Origin of the sequence: Microbacterium sp. (assembly GCF_041909575.1) — a bacterium.
In the GTDB taxonomy this organism is placed as follows: Bacteria; Actinomycetota; Actinomycetes; order Actinomycetales; family Microbacteriaceae; genus Microbacterium.
In genome coordinates, this window is record NZ_JAYRDE010000006.1 from 1 (window position 1) to 16420 (window position 16420).

Below are 16420 nucleotides of genomic sequence, written 5' to 3' on the forward strand. Positions count from 1 at the left end.
TGGTGCACCACCGGGGCGTTGGCCTCGACGTCGGTGGCGTCGAGGCGCCCGACGATGACGATCACGGGCCCGGTCATGTCTCCCGCGAACAGGCGGGGCAGGCGCGTGAGCCCGTCGTCGCGACGGGCCGTGAGCGTCGCGAAGTGCGTCAGCATCACTTCGACCTCCGCCATGTCGCCGCCGTCGATGCGGTCGGAGAGCACCGTCCCGTCGGAGTCGATCACCTCGACCGCGTACCCGTCGTGCACGAGCCGGGCGACCGCCGACACGCAGGCCGACACCGCCGCCTCGAAGCCGGGGTCGGCGCCGGGGGCGTGCATCGCCTCGGTCGACCAGCGCAGCGCGCCGCGGTCGATCACCACGCTCGCCTCGGGGGTGGACTCCTGCTCCTCCTGCCGCACCATGAGCTCGTCGCGATGGGCGGTGGCCCGCCAGTGGATGCGCCGCATCGAGTCCCCCGGCGAGTAGGGCCGCGCAACGAGATTGTCGGCGCCCTGGCCGAGCTGATTGGTCGTGGTGTGCAGCGTGCCGCCGGTCTCGCCGGCGAAGTCGGTCAGCGGCGGCAGGTCCACGAGCGCCGGCGCGACGGTCACCGGCGTGCGCTCGCCGAAGAGCGTCTGCCGGCGGGCGAGGCCGAACGGGTCGGTCGAGCGCACCGAGAGCGGGCCGATCGAATGGATGCCGCGGCGCACCCCGGTCACCGCGTACGACAGCTCCACCACCCGGTCGCTGCGCCGCAGGCCCGAGCCGAGCGCGGGGAAGATCCCTTCCGCCTTGCCCCGCAGGCCCTTGGGCAGCACATCGTGCCAGACGCCCGGGGGAGTGGGGAGAGCCGTCCGCACCCCGACCGTCACCGACACGAGCGACTCGCGGCCCACCGTGACGACATCCGGCGCGAGCGATCGCGAGACGACGTCGGAGCGGCGCGAGAGATAGAGCGACGCGACGCTGGCCACGATGACGGCGAGTAGCAGGATCCCGAAGTACATCAGCTCGGTCACGCCGAACTCGTTCGCCATCACGAAGCAGGTGATGGCGAGGATGAGCGCGCCCGTGCCTCGCACGGTCAGGGGCCACAGGCGTCTCATCGCGGGCTCACTGACGGGCGGCGATGGGAACGCGCACGCTCGCGGCGATGCGTTCGAGGATCGTCGTGACCGCGTCGGCGGCGCCGCGCGCACGCGCCCCGCCGGCCGAGCGGGTCGGGATGAGGCGGTGCGCGAACACCGGCGCCAGAAGGGCGGAGACATCGTCGGGGATGACGAAGCCGCGACCGTCGAGCGCCGCCCAGACCTTGGCGGCGCGCACGAGCTGCAGGGTCGCGCGCGGACTGGCGCCGAGCCGCAGGTCGGTGTGGGTGCGGGTGGCGTGGGCGAGGGCGACGGCGTAGTCCTCGATCGTCGGCGCCACGTGGACGGCGCGGGCCCATGCCACCAGATCGGTGACCTGGTCGGCCGACACCACGGACGAGAGCTGGTCGAGGGGGTTCAGGGTGTCGCGCTGACGCAGCATGAGCGCCTCGGAGCGCTGATCGGGGTAGCCCATCGAGATGCGCATCATGAAGCGGTCGCGCTGGGCCTCGGGCAGGGCGTAGGTACCCTCCATCTCGAGCGGGTTCTGCGTCGCCACGACGAGGAACGGCGTGGGCAGGAAGTGCGTGCGCCCGTCGACCGTGACCTGCCCCTCCTCCATGGCCTCCAGCAGCGCGGACTGCGTCTTGGGGGAGGAGCGGTTGATCTCGTCGGCGATCACGATGTTCGCGAAGATCGCGCCCTGCTTGAACTCGAACTCCCGCTCGACGGGATTGAACACGCTCACGCCCGTGACGTCGCCGGGCAGCAGGTCGGGAGTGAACTGGATGCGGCGGACCGTCGCGTCCACGGAGGCCGCCAGCGCGCGGGCGAGCATCGTCTTGCCGACGCCCGGCACGTCCTCGATGAGCAGATGCCCCTCCGCGAGCAGGCAGACCAGAGCGCTGCGCACGGCCTCCGGCTTGCCGTCGATCACGCTGCCGACGGACGCGAGGATGGCCTCGGTCGTGCGAGCGAACCGCTCGGGCGTGATCGCGCCGGTCGCCCCGGATGCGCCCGCAGAGGGTGTACCGAGATCATCCGTCGTCGCGGTCTCCGTCACTGCGGCCTCCTCGGGTGCGGTGCCTCGTCGGGGCGCATCCTCGCGCACTTGCCCCGATCCTAATCGCGAGGAGGACGCCCCGGCACTGGGAGAAGGCTGGGGGTGTGCGGCGCCCATGGCGGCTCACGACCGCCCGGAAGCCGGGTAGACTGGACCCAGCTCTCCGCGAGGCGGCATCCAGGCCAACTCCCCCAGGACGGAAACGTAGCAAGGGTAACCAGGCTCTGCCGGGTTCGCGGAGAGTCTTACTTTTCCCGGGGGGCGGGGCGCGCGAAGGGGCCGTCCAGCGCCGCCCAATGCAGCAGCATGATGGTCTTGGCATCCTGGATGCGCCCGTCGCGCACCATGGCGAGCGCGTCGTCGATGTCCAGCTCGAGCAGCTCGATGTGCTCGCCCTCCTCCGCGAGGCCGGCGCGATCGGAGGCGAGGGCCCGGCCGTCGTACGGCGCTGCGAAGAAGTGCAGCCGCTCGGTGACCGACCCCGGGCTCATGAAGACGTCCCACACGTGCTGGAGGTCGCCGATCTCGACGCCCGTCTCCTCGGCGGCCTCCCGCCGGATCGCCGTGGCCGGGTCGTCCTCGTCGAGGAGCCCCGCCGCGGTCTCGATCAGCATCCCGTCGGGGTGGTCGTTCACGTAGACCGGGTAGCGGAACTGGCGCGTGAGCAGCACCCTGCGGCGCTCGGGGTCGTAGAGGAGCACGGTCGCGCCGTTCCCGCGATCGTAGGTCTCGCGCTGCTGGACCTCCCATTCGCCGGCGGGCGTGCGGTACTCCAGCGTGGTGCGCCGCAGCACGTGCCACGCCGCCGCGAGCACCTCCACGTCGGTCACGCGGACGTCGGGGTTGCGGTCCAGATCGCGCCCGACCCGGTCGAGGCCGGTGCGGCCGCGATGGTCGGGGACATCGATTCCGGGGCGAGGTGCGTCCATGGTGCGAGCGTAGCCGCGCGCGTCCGCACCGTGCCTGGCCGCGGCATCCGCCCGCCACCTAGGGTGGAAGAGTGGCACGGAGCATCTTCATCACGTCGGCAGAGGGCCACTCGGGCAAGTCCACCGTCGCGCTCGGCGTGCTCGACGCCCTGAGTCACGCGACACCGCGCGTGGGAGTCTTCCGCGCGATCGCCCGCTCGACGATCGAGCGCGACTACGTCCTCGAGATGCTGCTCGACCACGACGGCGTCGACCTGCCGTACGACGAGTGCATCGGCGTCACCTACGACGACGTGCGGCACGATCCGGATGCCGCGCTCGCGGCGATCGTCGAGCGCTACAAGGCCGTCGAGGCCCAGTGCGACGCGGTCGTCGTGCTCGGCAGCGACTACACCGACGTCGGCAGCCCCGCCGAGCTCGCCTACAACGCCCGCATCGCGGCGAACCTCGGAGCCCCGGTGCTGCTGGTGCTGGGCGGGCGCTCGGCGCAGAGCCAGACGCAGCCGGAGCAGCTCGGATCCTCGCTGCCCCGGACGCCCGCCGAGATGGGCCAGATCGCCGATCTGGCACTGACCGAGCTCGCGCACGGCCGGGCCGAGCTGTTCGCGATCGTGGCCAACCGCGCCGAGCCCGGAGAGGCCGACGAGGTGATCGCCGCGATCCGCGCGTCGCTCGAGGCATCCGGCGCTCCGGCGGCCGCGCGCATCCCGGTGTGGGCGATCCCCGAGGACCGCTTCCTCGTGGCGCCGTCCATCCGGGGCATCATGCGCTCGGTCGGTGGCGAGCTGCTCGCGGGCGATCCCGACCGCCTCACGCGGGAGGCGCTGGGCGTCGTCGTGGCCGGGATGTCGATGGTGAACGTCCTGCCCCGCCTGCTCGAGGGCGCCGTCGTGATCATCCCGGCCGACCGGTCCGAGGTGCTGCTCGCGACCCTGCTCGCGAACGCGTCGGGGACCTTCCCCTCCATCTCGGGCATCGTCCTCAACGGCGGCTTCGAGCTGCCCGAGCCGGTGATGCGACTGCTGGACGGGCTCGGCTCGAACGTGCCGATCATCACGACCGATCTCGGCACCTACGAGACGGCCGCGCGCATCATGAGCACGCGCGGACGCCTCGCGGCCGACTCGCAGCGCCGCTACGACACCGCCCTGACCCTGTTCGAGCAGAACGTCGACACCGACGAGCTGCTGGAGGCGTTCGGCGTCGCCCGCGCGACGGTAGTCACGCCCCTCATGTTCGAGTTCCAGCTGATCGAGCGTGCGCGGGCGGAGCGCAAGCGCATCGTGCTGCCCGAGGGGGACGACGACCGGGTGCTGCGCGCCGCGGCCACCGTGCTCAAGCGCGGGATCGCCGACCTCACCATCCTCGGCGAGCCGTTCGAGGTGCGGGCCCGCGCGATCGAGCTCGGCATCGACATCCAGGCGGCCGAGGTGCTGTCTCCGTTCGACGCTGTGCACGTGCAGCGCTTCGCCGAGGAGTACGCGCGCCTGCGCAGCCACAAGGGCGTGACGCTCGCCCAGGCGGCCGACACGGTGACGGACGTCTCGTACTTCGGAACGATGATGGTCCACCTCGGCCAGGCCGACGGCATGGTGTCGGGGGCGGCGCACACGACGGCGCACACCATCCGCCCGGCGTTCGAGATCATCAAGACGAAGCCCGGCGTCTCGGTCGTCTCGAGCGTGTTCCTCATGGCGCTCGCCGACCGGGTCCTCGTCTACGGCGACTGCGCCGTGATCCCCGATCCGACCAGCGAGCAGCTGGCCGACATCGCGGTGTCGTCGGCGGCGACCGCCGCGCAGTTCGGCATCGACCCGCGCATCGCCATGCTGTCCTACTCGACGGGCGAGTCCGGCTCGGGTGCGGACGTCGAGAAGGTGAGGGATGCCACGGCCCTCGTGCGCGAGCGGGCGCCCGAGCTGCTCGTGGAGGGACCCATCCAGTACGACGCCGCCGCGGACGCCGCGGTCGCCGCCGCGAAGATGCCGGGGTCCGAGGTCGCCGGCCGGGCGACCGTGTTCGTCTTCCCCGACCTCAACACCGGCAACAACACCTACAAGGCGGTGCAGCGATCCGCCGGTGCGGTGGCGATCGGGCCCGTCCTGCAGGGACTGAACAAGCCGATCAACGACCTCTCCCGCGGAGCCCTGGTCGACGACATCGTCAACACGATCGCCATCACCGCCATCCAGGCGCAGGGGGAGGCATCCGCATGACCCCCGTCCTCGTCGTCAACTCGGGCTCGTCGTCGTTCAAGTACCAGCTCATCGACATGGACGCCGAGGTCACGCTGGCGTCGGGCCTGGTCGAGCGGATCGGCGAGGAGACGGGTCGCGCGACCCACAACGTCACGGCGCCGTCACCGGACGGGGGAGGGGCGACGTTCACCGACGCGACGTACACGCGCGAGCTGCCGATCCCCGACCACACCGCCGGCTTCGGCGTCATGCTCGAGGCGTTCGCCGAAGACGGGCCGTCCCTCGACGACCACCCGCCCGTCGCCGTCGGACACCGCGTCGTCCACGGCGGGGCGCGGTTCTTCGAGCCGACGCTCATCACCCCGCTGGTCGAGATCAACATCGACGAGCTCTCGGTGCTCGCCCCGCTGCACAATCCGGCGAACCTGGCCGGCATCGTCGCGGCGAGGAAGGCGTTCGGCGACGTCCCGCACGTCGCGGTGTTCGACACGGCGTTCCACCAGACGCTCGCCCCCGAGGCCTTCACCTACGCGATCGACGCCGAGGTCGCGGCATCCCACCGCATCCGCCGCTACGGATTCCACGGGACCTCGCACAAGTACGTGAGCGAGGCCGCCGCGGCCTTCGTGGGCCGCCCGCTGACCGAGCTCCGGCAGATCGTGTTCCACCTCGGCAACGGGGCGTCGGTGACCGCCATCGACGGCGGACGCTCCGTCGACACCTCCATGGGCTTCACGCCGCTCGAGGGCCTCGTGATGGGCACGCGCTCCGGCGACCTCGACCCCGCCGTGCTCTTCCATCTCGCGCGGCGCGGGGGGCTCTCGATCGACGAGCTCGACGACCTCCTCAACAAGCGCAGCGGCATGCTCGGACTCGCCGGCTCCTCGGATCTGCGCGACATCCGAGCCGCCATGGAGGCGGGCGACGAGCGCGCGCTGCTCGCCTTCCAGGTGTACGTGCACCGCCTGCGCGCCTACGCCGGCGCCTATCTCGCGCAGCTCGGCGGCGCCGACGTCATCTCGTTCACCGCGGGGGTCGGGGAGAACGCGCCGCGTGTTCGCTCCGGAGCCCTCGAGACCCTCGGGTTCGCCGGAATCGAGATCGACGAGGAGCGGAATCTCGCGCCGGGCCGCGGCATCCGGAAGATCTCGACGGATGCCTCACGCGTGACCGTGCTCGTCGTCCCCACCGACGAGGAGCTCGAGATCGCCCGACAGACGCTCGCTGTAACTCGCGTGTGACGTGCCCCTCGATACGCTGGTCACGTGACGCTGGATTCCCTGCCCGATCTCACCTCCTACGACGCCGTCCTGTTCGACCTGGACGGCGTGCTGACCCCCACCGCCGAAGTGCACATGCACGCGTGGCAGACGATGTTCACCGAGCTCTTCGCCGCGTGGGAGATCAGTCCGCCCTATACCGAGCGGGACTACTTCGACCACCTCGACGGCAAGAAGCGCTATGACGGCGTGGCCGCGCTGCTGCGCTCCCGCGACGTCGAAGTGCCGTGGGGGGATCCCTCCGATCCCGTGACCGCCGACACCGTCTGCGGCATCGGCAACCGCAAGAACGTGGTGTTCGAGCGCGTGCTGCGCGCAGAGGGCATCGCGCCCTACCCGGGCTCCCTCGCGCTGCTGGACGCGCTGGCCGCCGCGGGCACGACCGTCGCCGTCGTCTCGAGCTCGAAGAACGCCGAAGAGGTGCTGCAGGTCGCCGGCATCCGCGATCGGTTCGCCGTCGTGATGGACGGCGTGATCGCCGAGCGCGACCACCTCGCCTCCAAGCCGGCGCCCGACGTGTTCGTCGAGGCCGCCCGCATGCTGGGGGTCGAGCCGGCACGCAGCGCCGCCGTCGAAGACGCGCTCAGCGGTGTGGCCTCGGCCGCCGCGGGGGACTTCGCGCTCGTCGTCGCGGTCGATCGCGGCGCCGGCGAGCAGGCGCTGCGTCATGCCGGGGCCCATGTCGTCGTCAATGATCTGGCGGAGTTCGTCACCGCCGCCCCCTCCGACCCCACCGAGGAGCACACCGCATGATCGACCGCGATCGCTTCCCCGTCGACCCCTGGCGGCTCATCGAGACCGAGTTCGACCTCGAAGACGTCGGCGTTACGGAGACCCTGTTCGCCGTGGGCAACGGCTACCTGGGCATGCGCGGCAACCACCCGGAAGGGCGGCACGCGCACGAGCACGGCACGTTCATCAACGGGTTCCACGAGACGTTCCCGATCCGTCACGCCGAGCAGGCCTACGGCTTCGCCGAGGTGGGCCAGACGATCATCAACGCACCCGACGCGAAGGTCATGCGGGTGTACGTCGACGACGAGCCGCTCTCCCTCGACCTCGCCGACGTGCGCGAGTACGAGCGCGTGCTCGACATGCGCGACGGCGTCCTGCGCCGGCACATCCTGTGGGTGACGCCGTCGGGCAAGGACGTGCGGATCGACTTCGAGCGGATGGTGTCGTTCGAGGAGAAGCACCTCGCCGTCATGACCGTCGAGGTGACCGTGCTCAACGCCGACGCCCCGGTCACGGTCAGCTGCCAGCTGCTGAACCGGCAGGACGGCGAGGACGTGTACGGCGGCATGCCCTCGAGCCCCAACAAGCGCGCAAGGTTCGATCCCCGCAAGGCGGAGCGCATCCAGGAGCGCGTGCTGCAGCCGCAGGAGTACTGGCAGGACGGCGACCGGTCGGCGCTGTCGTACCGCGTCACGGATTCGGGGATGACGATCGCGGTCGTCGCCGACCACACGATCGACACCGAGAACGAGTACGACTCGCGCTACCTCAGCGAGCCCGACATCGCGAAGAACGTGTTCCGCGTGCAGGCGAAGGCCGGCGTGCCGGTGCGGGTGACGAAGATCGTGAGCTACCACACGTCGCGCGGCGTGCCCGCGCGCGAGCTCGTCGACCGCGGTCGCCGGGCGCTCGATCGCGCCCGCACCAACGGCGTGGCTGCGCTGTTCGAGTCGCAGCGCGCCTGGCTCGACGGCTTCTGGGAGCGCTCGGATGTGCAGATCGGCGGGCACGACGACCTGCAGCAGGCGACGCGCTGGTGCCTGTTCCAGCTGGCGCAGGCCTCGGCGCGCGCCGACGGCCAGGGCGTTCCCGCGAAGGGTATGACCGGCTCGGGCTACAGCGGCCACTACTTCTGGGACACCGAGATCTACGTCCTGCCCTTCCTCGCGTACACGACTCCGCTCTGGGCGCGCAACGCACTGCGGATGCGCTACCTCATGCTGCCCGCCGCACGGCGCCGCGCCTACCAGCTCAACGAGCACGGCGCGCTGTTCCCGTGGCGCACGATCAACGGGGAAGAGGCATCCGCCTACTACGCCGCCGGGACGGCTCAGTACCACATCAACGCCGACGTGAGCTTCGCGCTCGCCAAGTACGTGCGCTCCACCGGCGACGTCGAGTTCCTGCACCGCGAGGGCGTCGACATCGCCGTCGAGACGGCCCGGCTGTGGGCGACGCTCGGGTTCTGGCGCACGGTGGACGGTGCGGGGGAGGAGACCTTCCACATCCACGGCGTCACCGGCCCGGACGAGTACACGACGGTGGTCAACGACAACCTGTTCACCAACGTCATGGCCCGCTTCAACCTCCGCTTCGCCGCGCGCACCGTGCGCGAGATGGCCGAGCTCGACGGCGAGGACTACCGCCGCATGGTCGATCGCCTGGGCCTCGACCCCTCCGAGCCGGAGGGCTGGGAGCGCGCCGCCGAGGCGATGCACATCCCGTTCAGCTCGGCCCTCGGCATCCACCCGCAGGATCACGTGTTCCTCGAGCGCGAGATCTGGGACCTCGAGAACACCCCGGCCGACAAGCATCCGCTGCTGCTGCACTTCCACCCGCTGGTCATCTACCGGTACCAGGTGCTCAAGCAGGCCGACGTCGTGCTCGCCCTGTTCCTGCAGGGCAACCACTTCTCCGACGAGGACAAGCTCGCCGACTTCGAGTACTACGACCCGCTGACCACGGGCGACTCCACGCTGTCGGCCGTCGTGCAGGCGATCCTCGCCGCCGAGGTCGGCTACCAGGACCTCGCGCTGGAGTACTTCCAGCAGTCGATCTTCGTGGACCTCGCCGATCTGCACCACAACGCCTCCGACGGCGTGCATGTCGCGTCCGCGGGCGGGGTGTGGACGGCGCTCGTCTCGGGCTTCGGCGGCATGCGCGACCACTTCGGCGAGCTCTCCTTCGATCCGCGCCTCCCCGCCGACTGGCCGGAGCTGTCCTTCGTGCTCCACTGGCACGGCACCCGGCTGCAGATCACCATCACGCGCGATGCGCTGCGCGTCGCAGCCTCGGAGGGCGATCCGGTCGGATTCAGCGTGCGCGGCACCGGCTACGTGGTCGGTCAGGGCGAGGAGGTCGTGGTGCCGCTCGACGGTCAGGGCCGGGTCATCCCGGGCCGGCCGACGCTGGGGCAGCTGACCGACGTGCAGCGGGAGGACGGGTCGTACCTCTCCGCCTCGGTGCCGACCGTCACCTCGACCATCCCGATCGTCGTGGGAGCGGCCGATATCGAGCACGGAGCGGACGCGCAGTGACGGCGGGTCGGATGTCGGTCCTTCGCCGTAGGCTGTGGGGGTGACCACCGCCCTCTACCGCCGCTACCGGCCCGAGTCGTTCGGCGAGATGATCGGGCAGTCGCAGGTCACCGAACCGCTCATGACGGCGCTGCGCGGTGACCGTGTCGGGCATGCGTACCTGTTCTCCGGCCCGCGCGGCTGCGGCAAGACCACGTCCGCCCGCATCCTCGCCCGCTGCCTGAACTGCGCCGCAGGCCCGACCGACACCCCGTGCGGCACGTGCGACAGCTGCATCGAGCTCGGTCGCGGGGGCGGCGGCTCGCTCGACGTCGTCGAGATCGACGCGGCCAGCCACAACGGCGTCGACGACGCCCGCGACCTGCGCGAGCGCGCGGTGTTCGCGCCGGCGCGCGACCGGTTCAAGATCTTCATCCTCGACGAGGCGCACATGGTCACGCCGCAGGGGTTCAACGCCCTGCTCAAGCTCGTCGAAGAACCGCCCGACCACGTCAAGTTCATCTTCGCCACGACCGAGCCCGAGAAGGTCATCGGCACGATCCGCTCGCGCACGCACCACTATCCGTTCCGGCTCGTGCCGCCGGCCGCGATGCTCGAGTACGTCCAGTCGCTCTGCGAGGAGGAGGGCGTGCAGGTCGAGGCCGGCGTGCTTCCGCTGGTCGTCCGCGCGGGCGGCGGTTCTCCGCGCGACACCCTGTCGCTGCTCGACCAGCTCATCGCCGGGTCCGAAGACGGCACCGTCCTCTACGAGCGTGCCGTGGCACTCCTGGGCTACACGCACGCCGAGCTCCTCGACGAGGTCGTCGACGCCTTCGCGGCGGGCGACTCGTCCGCGGCGTTCAACGCCGTCGACCGCGTGGTGCAGACCGGGCAGGACCCCCGGCGCTTCGTCGACGACCTTCTCGAGCGCCTGCGTGACCTGATCATCGTCTCGGCGACGGGCCAGGGTGCCGCCGCCGTGCTCCGCGGAGTGTCGACCGAAGATCTCGCGCGCATGCAGCGCCAGGCCGACGCGTTCGGCACGGCACGCCTCTCGCGCACGGCCGATCTCGTGATCGCGACGCTCGACGACATGACGGGCGCCACCTCGCCCCGGCTGCAGCTCGAGCTCATGGTCGCCCGCGTCATGGCGCGGGGGGCGGATGCCGCATCCGATCCCGCTCCCGCAGCTGCGGCCCCGCGGGCTGCCGCCGTCGTCGAGCGTGCGGCCGCGTTCCCGCCGGCCGCCGCAGGGCCTGCCGTAGTCGAACGCGCGCCGGCGCCGGCCGCACCTGTGCAGGCGCCCGCCGAACCTGTGCTGGCCGCGCCCGAGCCGGCGCGGGCGGCTCCCGCCGTATCGGCGCCTGCCGAGCCGACGCCCGCCGCTCCCGTGGCTTCCCCTGCGGCTCCCGCGGCCGAGGCCGCATCGGTCGCCGCGCCGGCGCCTGCGGGCCCGGTGACGGTCCAGCGCATGCGCGATGCCTGGCCCGAGGTGCTCGCCCGCCTTGAAGACATCAGCCGCACGTCGTGGCTTCTCGCCTCCAACGCCGAGGTCGCCGGCCTCGACGACGACGTGCTCACCCTCGCCTTCGCGAGCCAGGCAGACGTCGCGAAGTTCAAGCAGCGCGCCGCCGGTGGGGGTCCGAGCGAAGACCTGCGCCAGGCGATCCTGGCCGTTCTCGGCATCCGCGTGAAGTACCTCGCGAAGCACGACGGCCCTGCGGGGGCGGCGCCGCCCGCGCCTGCGGAGCCTCCCGCCCGTCCGGCCGCGCCGCCGGCGCGCTCAGCCGCCGAGCGGGCCTCCGCACCCGCCGCTGCCGCTCCGGTCACCGAGTGGGCCGTCGCCCCGATCCCGACCGACGCGGACGCGCCTCCGCCCGATCCCGGCCCGGCCGCGATGGCGGCTCCGGGCCAGTTCGCCGTCGACGACGAGCCCGAAGACGCGGCGCCGGCGCGGGTCGCGACGCTCGCTCCCGCGCGCGAGGGCGACGTGCTGCGCGCGGCCGACGTCGAGCCGTCGATCGAGATCGACGACGCCGACGAGGCTCCGGATGCCGCACCCGACGCCCCCGTCCCGCCCGTGGTCGCGCCGCCGCTGCCGCCGGTGGCGGCGACGCGCAACGGCGGCGTGCAGCGGTACGGCGAAGCGGTCGTCCGCCAGATGCTCGGCGCGACCTTCGTGCGCGAGGAGCCGTACGAGCCGCCGACGAGGTTCAGCTAGCCCATGTACGACGGCATCGTCCAAGATCTGATCGACGAGTTCGGGCGTCTCCCCGGCATCGGGCCGAAGTCCGCGCAGCGGATCGCGTTCCACATCCTGCAGACGCCGAACTTCGACGTCTCGCACCTCGCCCAGCTGCTCGCCGAGGTGCGCGAGAAGGTGCGCTTCTGCGAGGTGTGCGGAAACGTGTCCGAGCAGGACCGCTGCTCGATCTGCCGCGACCCGCGCCGCAACCCGGGCCTGATCTGCGTCGTCGAGGACGCGAAGGATGTCGCGGCGATCGAGCGCACGCGCGAGTTCCGTGGCCTGTACCACGTGCTCGGCGGGGCCATCAGCCCGATCGCGGGCATCGGGCCCGACGACCTCCGCATCACGCAGCTCATGCAGCGCCTCGCCGACGGCACGGTGCAGGAAGTCATCCTGGCGACGAACCCGAACCTCGAGGGCGAGGCGACGGCGACCTACCTCAGCCGGCTGCTCCACACCCTCGAGATCTCCGTGACGCGCCTCGCCTCCGGCCTCCCGGTGGGCGGCGACCTCGAGTACGCCGACGAGGTCACTCTCGGGCGAGCCTTCGAGGGCCGCCGCTCCGTCTGAGGCCGTCTGTCCGACGTGCGCCGTACATTGGCAGTCGTGCGCATCGCCGCGACCGGCGCCTGCGACGATCCTGGAGCGATGGAAGTGACGACGTGAACAGCCCTGTGACGCGATTCGACGCCCGCGCGTGGGTGCTGTTCGCCATCATGGCGCTGGTCTGGGGCGTGCCCTACCTCTTCATCAAGGTCGCGGTCGACTCCTACTCGCCCGCCGCGGTGGTCGCCGGGCGCACGCTCATCGGCGCGGTGCTCCTGCTGCCGTTCGCGCTTCGTCAGGGGGCGCTGCGACCGGCGCTGCCCAAGATCGGGTGGGTCCTGGCGTTCGGGGCGATCGAGATGGCCGGACCGTTCCTGCTGCTCGGCCACGCCGAGCAGACCCTGCCGTCGGGGCTCACCGGTCTTCTCGTCGCCACCGTGCCGCTGTTCGCGGCACTGATCGCCTTCACGGGCGGCGACCGGTCGGTGCTCAAGCCCGCACGGGCGATCGGCCTTGTGATCGGCTTCGCCGGTGTCGCCGTCGTCGTCGCCGGCCCCGGTCTCGCCGTCCAAGGCGGGGGAGGCCTCCTGGCCGTCGGCGAAGTGCTGCTCGTCGCCGTCTGCTACGCGATCGCGCCGTTCATCGTCGCTCACAAGCTCAAGGACGTGCCCGCCCTGGGCACGATCACCCTCTCGCTCTTCGCCGTCGGGCTGTTCTACCTGCCGATCGGGCTGCTCACCCAGCACGAGGTGCCGACGATCGACAGCACCGTGGCGCTCGTGCTGCTGGGCGTTCTGTGCACGGCGGTGGCGTTCATCGTCTTCTTCGCCCTGATCGCCCGTGTCGGGCCGGTGCGCGCGCCGCTGTTCACCTACGTCAATCCCGTCGTCGCGATCGTCCTCGGCACGATCATCCTCGCCGAGCCTCTCACCGTCGGACTGCTGATCGGCTTCCCGCTCGTGATCCTCGGATGCTGGCTCGCTGCCACCGGCGGCACGCTCAAGGTGCGAGATCCCGAGCCCGCAGGCGAACCCGACCCGAAGCCCGGGTCCGCGGCGGAGCTGCCGCCCGTCGCGCCGGGCTAGCGCGCTCGACACATGGCCGGGGAGGAATCGGCGCGTCCGTAAGATGGACGCTTGGGCGCGGCATCCGATCGCGCTCGCATTCCCCGGGAGTTCGAACGTGGCGCTGATCGTCCAGAAATACGGCGGGTCGTCGGTTGCGGATGCCGAGAGCATCAAGCGCGTGGCGAAGCGCATCGTGGATGCCCGTCGCGCCGGCCATGACGTCGTGGTCGCCGTCAGCGCGATGGGCGACACGACGGACGAGCTGCTCGACCTCGCCGCGCAGGTCGCTCCGATCCCGGCGCCGCGCGAGCTCGACATGCTGCTCTCGAGCGGAGAGCGCATCTCGATGGCGCTGCTCGCGATGGCGATCCACTCGATGGGGTTCGAGGCGCGTTCGTTCACGGGCAGCCAGGCCGGCATGATCACCACCGCCGACCACGGCTCGGCGCGGATCGTCGATGTCACGCCCATTCGCCTCCGCGAAGCTCTCGACGAGGGCGCCATCGTCATCGTCGCCGGCTTCCAGGGCTTCAACCGCGACACCCGCGACATCACGACGCTGGGCCGCGGCGGCTCCGACACGACCGCCGTCGCCCTGGCCGCCGCGCTCGATGCGGACGTGTGCGAGATCTACAGCGACGTCGACGGCATCTTCACGGCCGATCCCCGCGTCGTGCCCAAGGCGCGCAAACTCGGTGTCGTGTCGGCGGAGGAGATGCTCGAGCTCGCCGCCAACGGCGCGAAGGTGCTGTACATCCGCGCGGTGGAGTACGCGCGCCGCCACGGCGTGCTGATCCACGCGCGCTCGACATTCAGCTCGGGCGTGGGAACCTATGTGCTCGGCCCGGGGATGACCCTCCCCGACGGCGAATCAGGAGATGAGATGGAAGAGCCGATCGTCGCGGGTGTCGCGACCGATCTCAGCCAGGCCAAGGTCACCGTCATCGGCGTTCCGGACGTCCCCGGCAAGGCGGCCGAGATCTTCAAGGTCGTCGCCAAGTCCGGCGCGAACGTCGACATGATCGTGCAGAACGTGTCGGCGGCCGCCACGGGGCGCACCGACATCTCGTTCACGCTCCCGAAGACCGATGCCGCGACCGCGCTCAAGGCGCTCGCGGGCGACCAATCCGAGATCGGCTTCGAGAGCCTCGTGCACGACGACCAGATCGGCAAGCTGTCCGTCGTCGGCGCGGGCATGCGCACCCACTCCGGCGTCTCGGCCACCCTCTTCGAGGCGCTGAGCGTCTCGGGCATCAACATCGAGATGATCTCGACGTCCGAGATCCGCATCTCGGTCGTGGTGCGCGGCGACGACCTCGTGGAGGCCGCCCGTGTCGTGCACAGCGCGTACGGCCTCGACGGCGACGGCGACGCCGTCGTCTACGCCGGCACCGGCCGCTGAACCTCCGCCTCGGCCCTCCTGCCGTCGACCGCCGCAGGCGATTCGACGAGATCAGGCCCGTTCGGCGCCATCCATCCTGACCTCGTCGATTTGCCTGATCTCGGCGCCGGGCCGGGCCCTGGATGTGGCGGGAATCCGCCGACAGGCGTCGGTCCACGCGCGGTAACACGACCGGCCCGCGGCAGCCCGGCCGGTAGAATCGCACCATCCCGCGCTCCGATGGCGTCTGCGCGACCTCTTCGCACCAAGGATCCCTCATGACCCGCATCTCCGATACAGGACTCTCCGTCGCCGTCGTCGGCGCCACCGGCCAGGTCGGCACGGTCATGCGCGAGATCCTCCTCGAGCGGAACTTCCCGATCCGCGAACTGCGCCTGTTCGCCACCGCGCGCTCGGCGGGCACGTCGGTCGACTTCGGTGGTCACACCGTCGTGATCGAGGATGTCGCGACCGCCGACCCCGCAGGCATCGACATCGCCCTGTTCTCGGCCGGCGCGACCGGCAGCCGGGCGCACGCGCCCCGCTTCGCGGAGGCCGGCGCCCTCGTGATCGACAACTCCAGCGCCTGGCGCATGGACCCCGAGGTGCCTCTCGTCGTCAGCGAGGTCAACCCCCACGCGATCGCCGAGGCGAAGAAGGGCATCGTCGCCAACCCGAACTGCACCACGATGGCCGCGATGCCGGTGCTGAAGGTGCTGGATGCCGAGGCCGGACTCGAGCGGCTGATCGTGTCGACCTACCAGGCCGTGAGCGGTTCGGGTCTCGCGGGAGCTCAGGAGCTCCTCGGCCAGGTCGAGGGCGTGCTGGCCCAGGGCCACACCCTGGATCTCGTGCACGACGGCTCGGCGGTCGACTTCCCGCAGCCCGAGAAGTACGTCGCGCCCATCGCGTTCGACGTCATCCCGCTCGCCGGGAACCTCGTCGACGACGGGCTGAACGAGACCGACGAGGAGAAGAAGCTCCGCAACGAGAGCCGCAAGATCCTCGAGCTCCCCGACCTGCGCGTCGCCGGCACGTGCGTCCGAGTCCCGGTGTTCACCGGCCATTCGCTGTCGATCCACGCGGAGTTCGCCCGCGACATCACGCCCGACCGCGCACGCGACCTCCTCGCTTCGGCGCCGGGCGTCGCGCTCGAGGAGGTGCCGACGCCGCTCCAGGCCGCCGGCAATGACCCGAGCTACGTCGGCCGCATCCGCGCCGACCAGTCGGCGCCCGAGGGGAAGGGCCTCGTGCTCTTCATCTCGAACGACAACCTCCGCAAGGGCGCCGCCCTCAACGCGGTGCAGATCGCCGAGGTCGTCGCCGCCTCGCTCGGCGCCCACGCCTGACAGCGGCATCCCGCGCTTGCCGCTCTCGCAAGAAGTCT

General features: G+C 71.2%; 12 protein-coding genes and 1 other RNA gene. 10 read left to right on the forward strand and 3 right to left on the reverse strand.

Annotated elements, in window-relative coordinates; translation table 11 throughout:
• Together ACE3O1_RS01725 and ACE3O1_RS01730 are read right to left on the reverse strand one after the other, a co-directional pair.
• Positions 1 to 1088, reverse strand: a 1088-nt coding sequence (locus ACE3O1_RS01725) for a DUF58 domain-containing protein (RefSeq protein WP_374311801.1), incomplete at its 3' end; no start/stop codon positions are given.
• A 7-nt stretch (positions 1089 to 1095) separates the two neighbouring features.
• Positions 1096 to 2133 (reverse strand): AAA family ATPase, encoded by a 1038-nt coding sequence (locus tag ACE3O1_RS01730; protein ID WP_374311803.1) that lies wholly within the window; start codon positions 2131 to 2133, stop codon positions 1096 to 1098.
• Between the two features lie 154 nt (positions 2134 to 2287).
• Between ACE3O1_RS01730 and ffs the strand changes: the two genes are divergently transcribed.
• Positions 2288 to 2384: signal recognition particle sRNA small type (gene ffs / locus ACE3O1_RS01735), an RNA gene on the forward strand.
• On the opposite strand, the gene ACE3O1_RS01740 is transcribed toward ffs, so the two are convergent.
• A complete protein-coding gene (locus ACE3O1_RS01740) occupies positions 2379 to 3062 on the reverse strand; it encodes an NUDIX domain-containing protein (protein ID WP_374311805.1) in 684 nt (227 codons plus the stop codon). The genes ffs and ACE3O1_RS01740 overlap by 6 nt on opposite strands.
• A 71-nt stretch (positions 3063 to 3133) precedes the next feature.
• Here ACE3O1_RS01740 and pta point away from each other — a divergent pair, with 71 nt between their 5' ends.
• From pta to ACE3O1_RS01785, 9 genes are all read left to right on the forward strand, one after another.
• Entirely contained in the window at positions 3134 to 5278 is a 2145-nt protein-coding gene (gene pta / locus ACE3O1_RS01745) for a phosphate acetyltransferase (RefSeq protein ID WP_374311807.1), read from the forward strand.
• Entirely contained in the window at positions 5275 to 6501 is a 1227-nt protein-coding gene (locus tag ACE3O1_RS01750; protein ID WP_374311809.1) for an acetate/propionate family kinase, read from the forward strand. The genes pta and ACE3O1_RS01750 overlap by 4 nt, the downstream gene beginning before the upstream one ends.
• A gap of 30 nt (positions 6502 to 6531) precedes the next feature.
• Positions 6532 to 7293: an HAD family hydrolase gene (locus ACE3O1_RS01755; protein ID WP_374311907.1), complete on the forward strand. Its 762-nt coding sequence runs from the start codon at positions 6532 to 6534 to the stop codon at positions 7291 to 7293.
• Positions 7290 to 9812 (forward strand): glycoside hydrolase family 65 protein, encoded by a 2523-nt coding sequence (locus ACE3O1_RS01760; RefSeq protein WP_374311811.1) that lies wholly within the window; start codon positions 7290 to 7292, stop codon positions 9810 to 9812. Before ACE3O1_RS01755 ends, ACE3O1_RS01760 begins: the two co-directional genes overlap by 4 nt.
• 40 nt (positions 9813 to 9852) lie before the next feature.
• Positions 9853 to 12012 carry a DNA polymerase III subunit gamma and tau gene (locus tag ACE3O1_RS01765; RefSeq protein ID WP_374311813.1) on the forward strand — a complete coding sequence of 720 codons (2160 nt, stop codon included), beginning with the start codon at positions 9853 to 9855 and terminating at the stop codon, positions 12010 to 12012.
• 3 nt (positions 12013 to 12015) lie between these two features.
• Positions 12016 to 12609 (forward strand): recombination mediator RecR, encoded by a 594-nt coding sequence (recR, locus tag ACE3O1_RS01770; protein WP_374311815.1) that lies wholly within the window; start codon positions 12016 to 12018, stop codon positions 12607 to 12609.
• 92 nt (positions 12610 to 12701) lie between these two features.
• Entirely contained in the window at positions 12702 to 13670 is a 969-nt protein-coding gene (locus tag ACE3O1_RS01775) for a DMT family transporter (RefSeq protein WP_374311817.1), read from the forward strand.
• Positions 13671 to 13767: 97 nt separating this feature from the next.
• On the forward strand, positions 13768 to 15054 hold the full coding sequence (locus tag ACE3O1_RS01780) for an aspartate kinase (RefSeq protein ID WP_374311819.1): 1287 nt from the start codon (positions 13768 to 13770) through the stop codon (positions 15052 to 15054).
• Between the two features lie 257 nt (positions 15055 to 15311).
• Positions 15312 to 16382, forward strand: coding sequence for an aspartate-semialdehyde dehydrogenase (locus ACE3O1_RS01785; RefSeq protein WP_374311821.1), 1071 nt, complete (start codon positions 15312 to 15314; stop codon positions 16380 to 16382).
• Positions 16383 to 16420 lie beyond the last annotated feature (38 nt).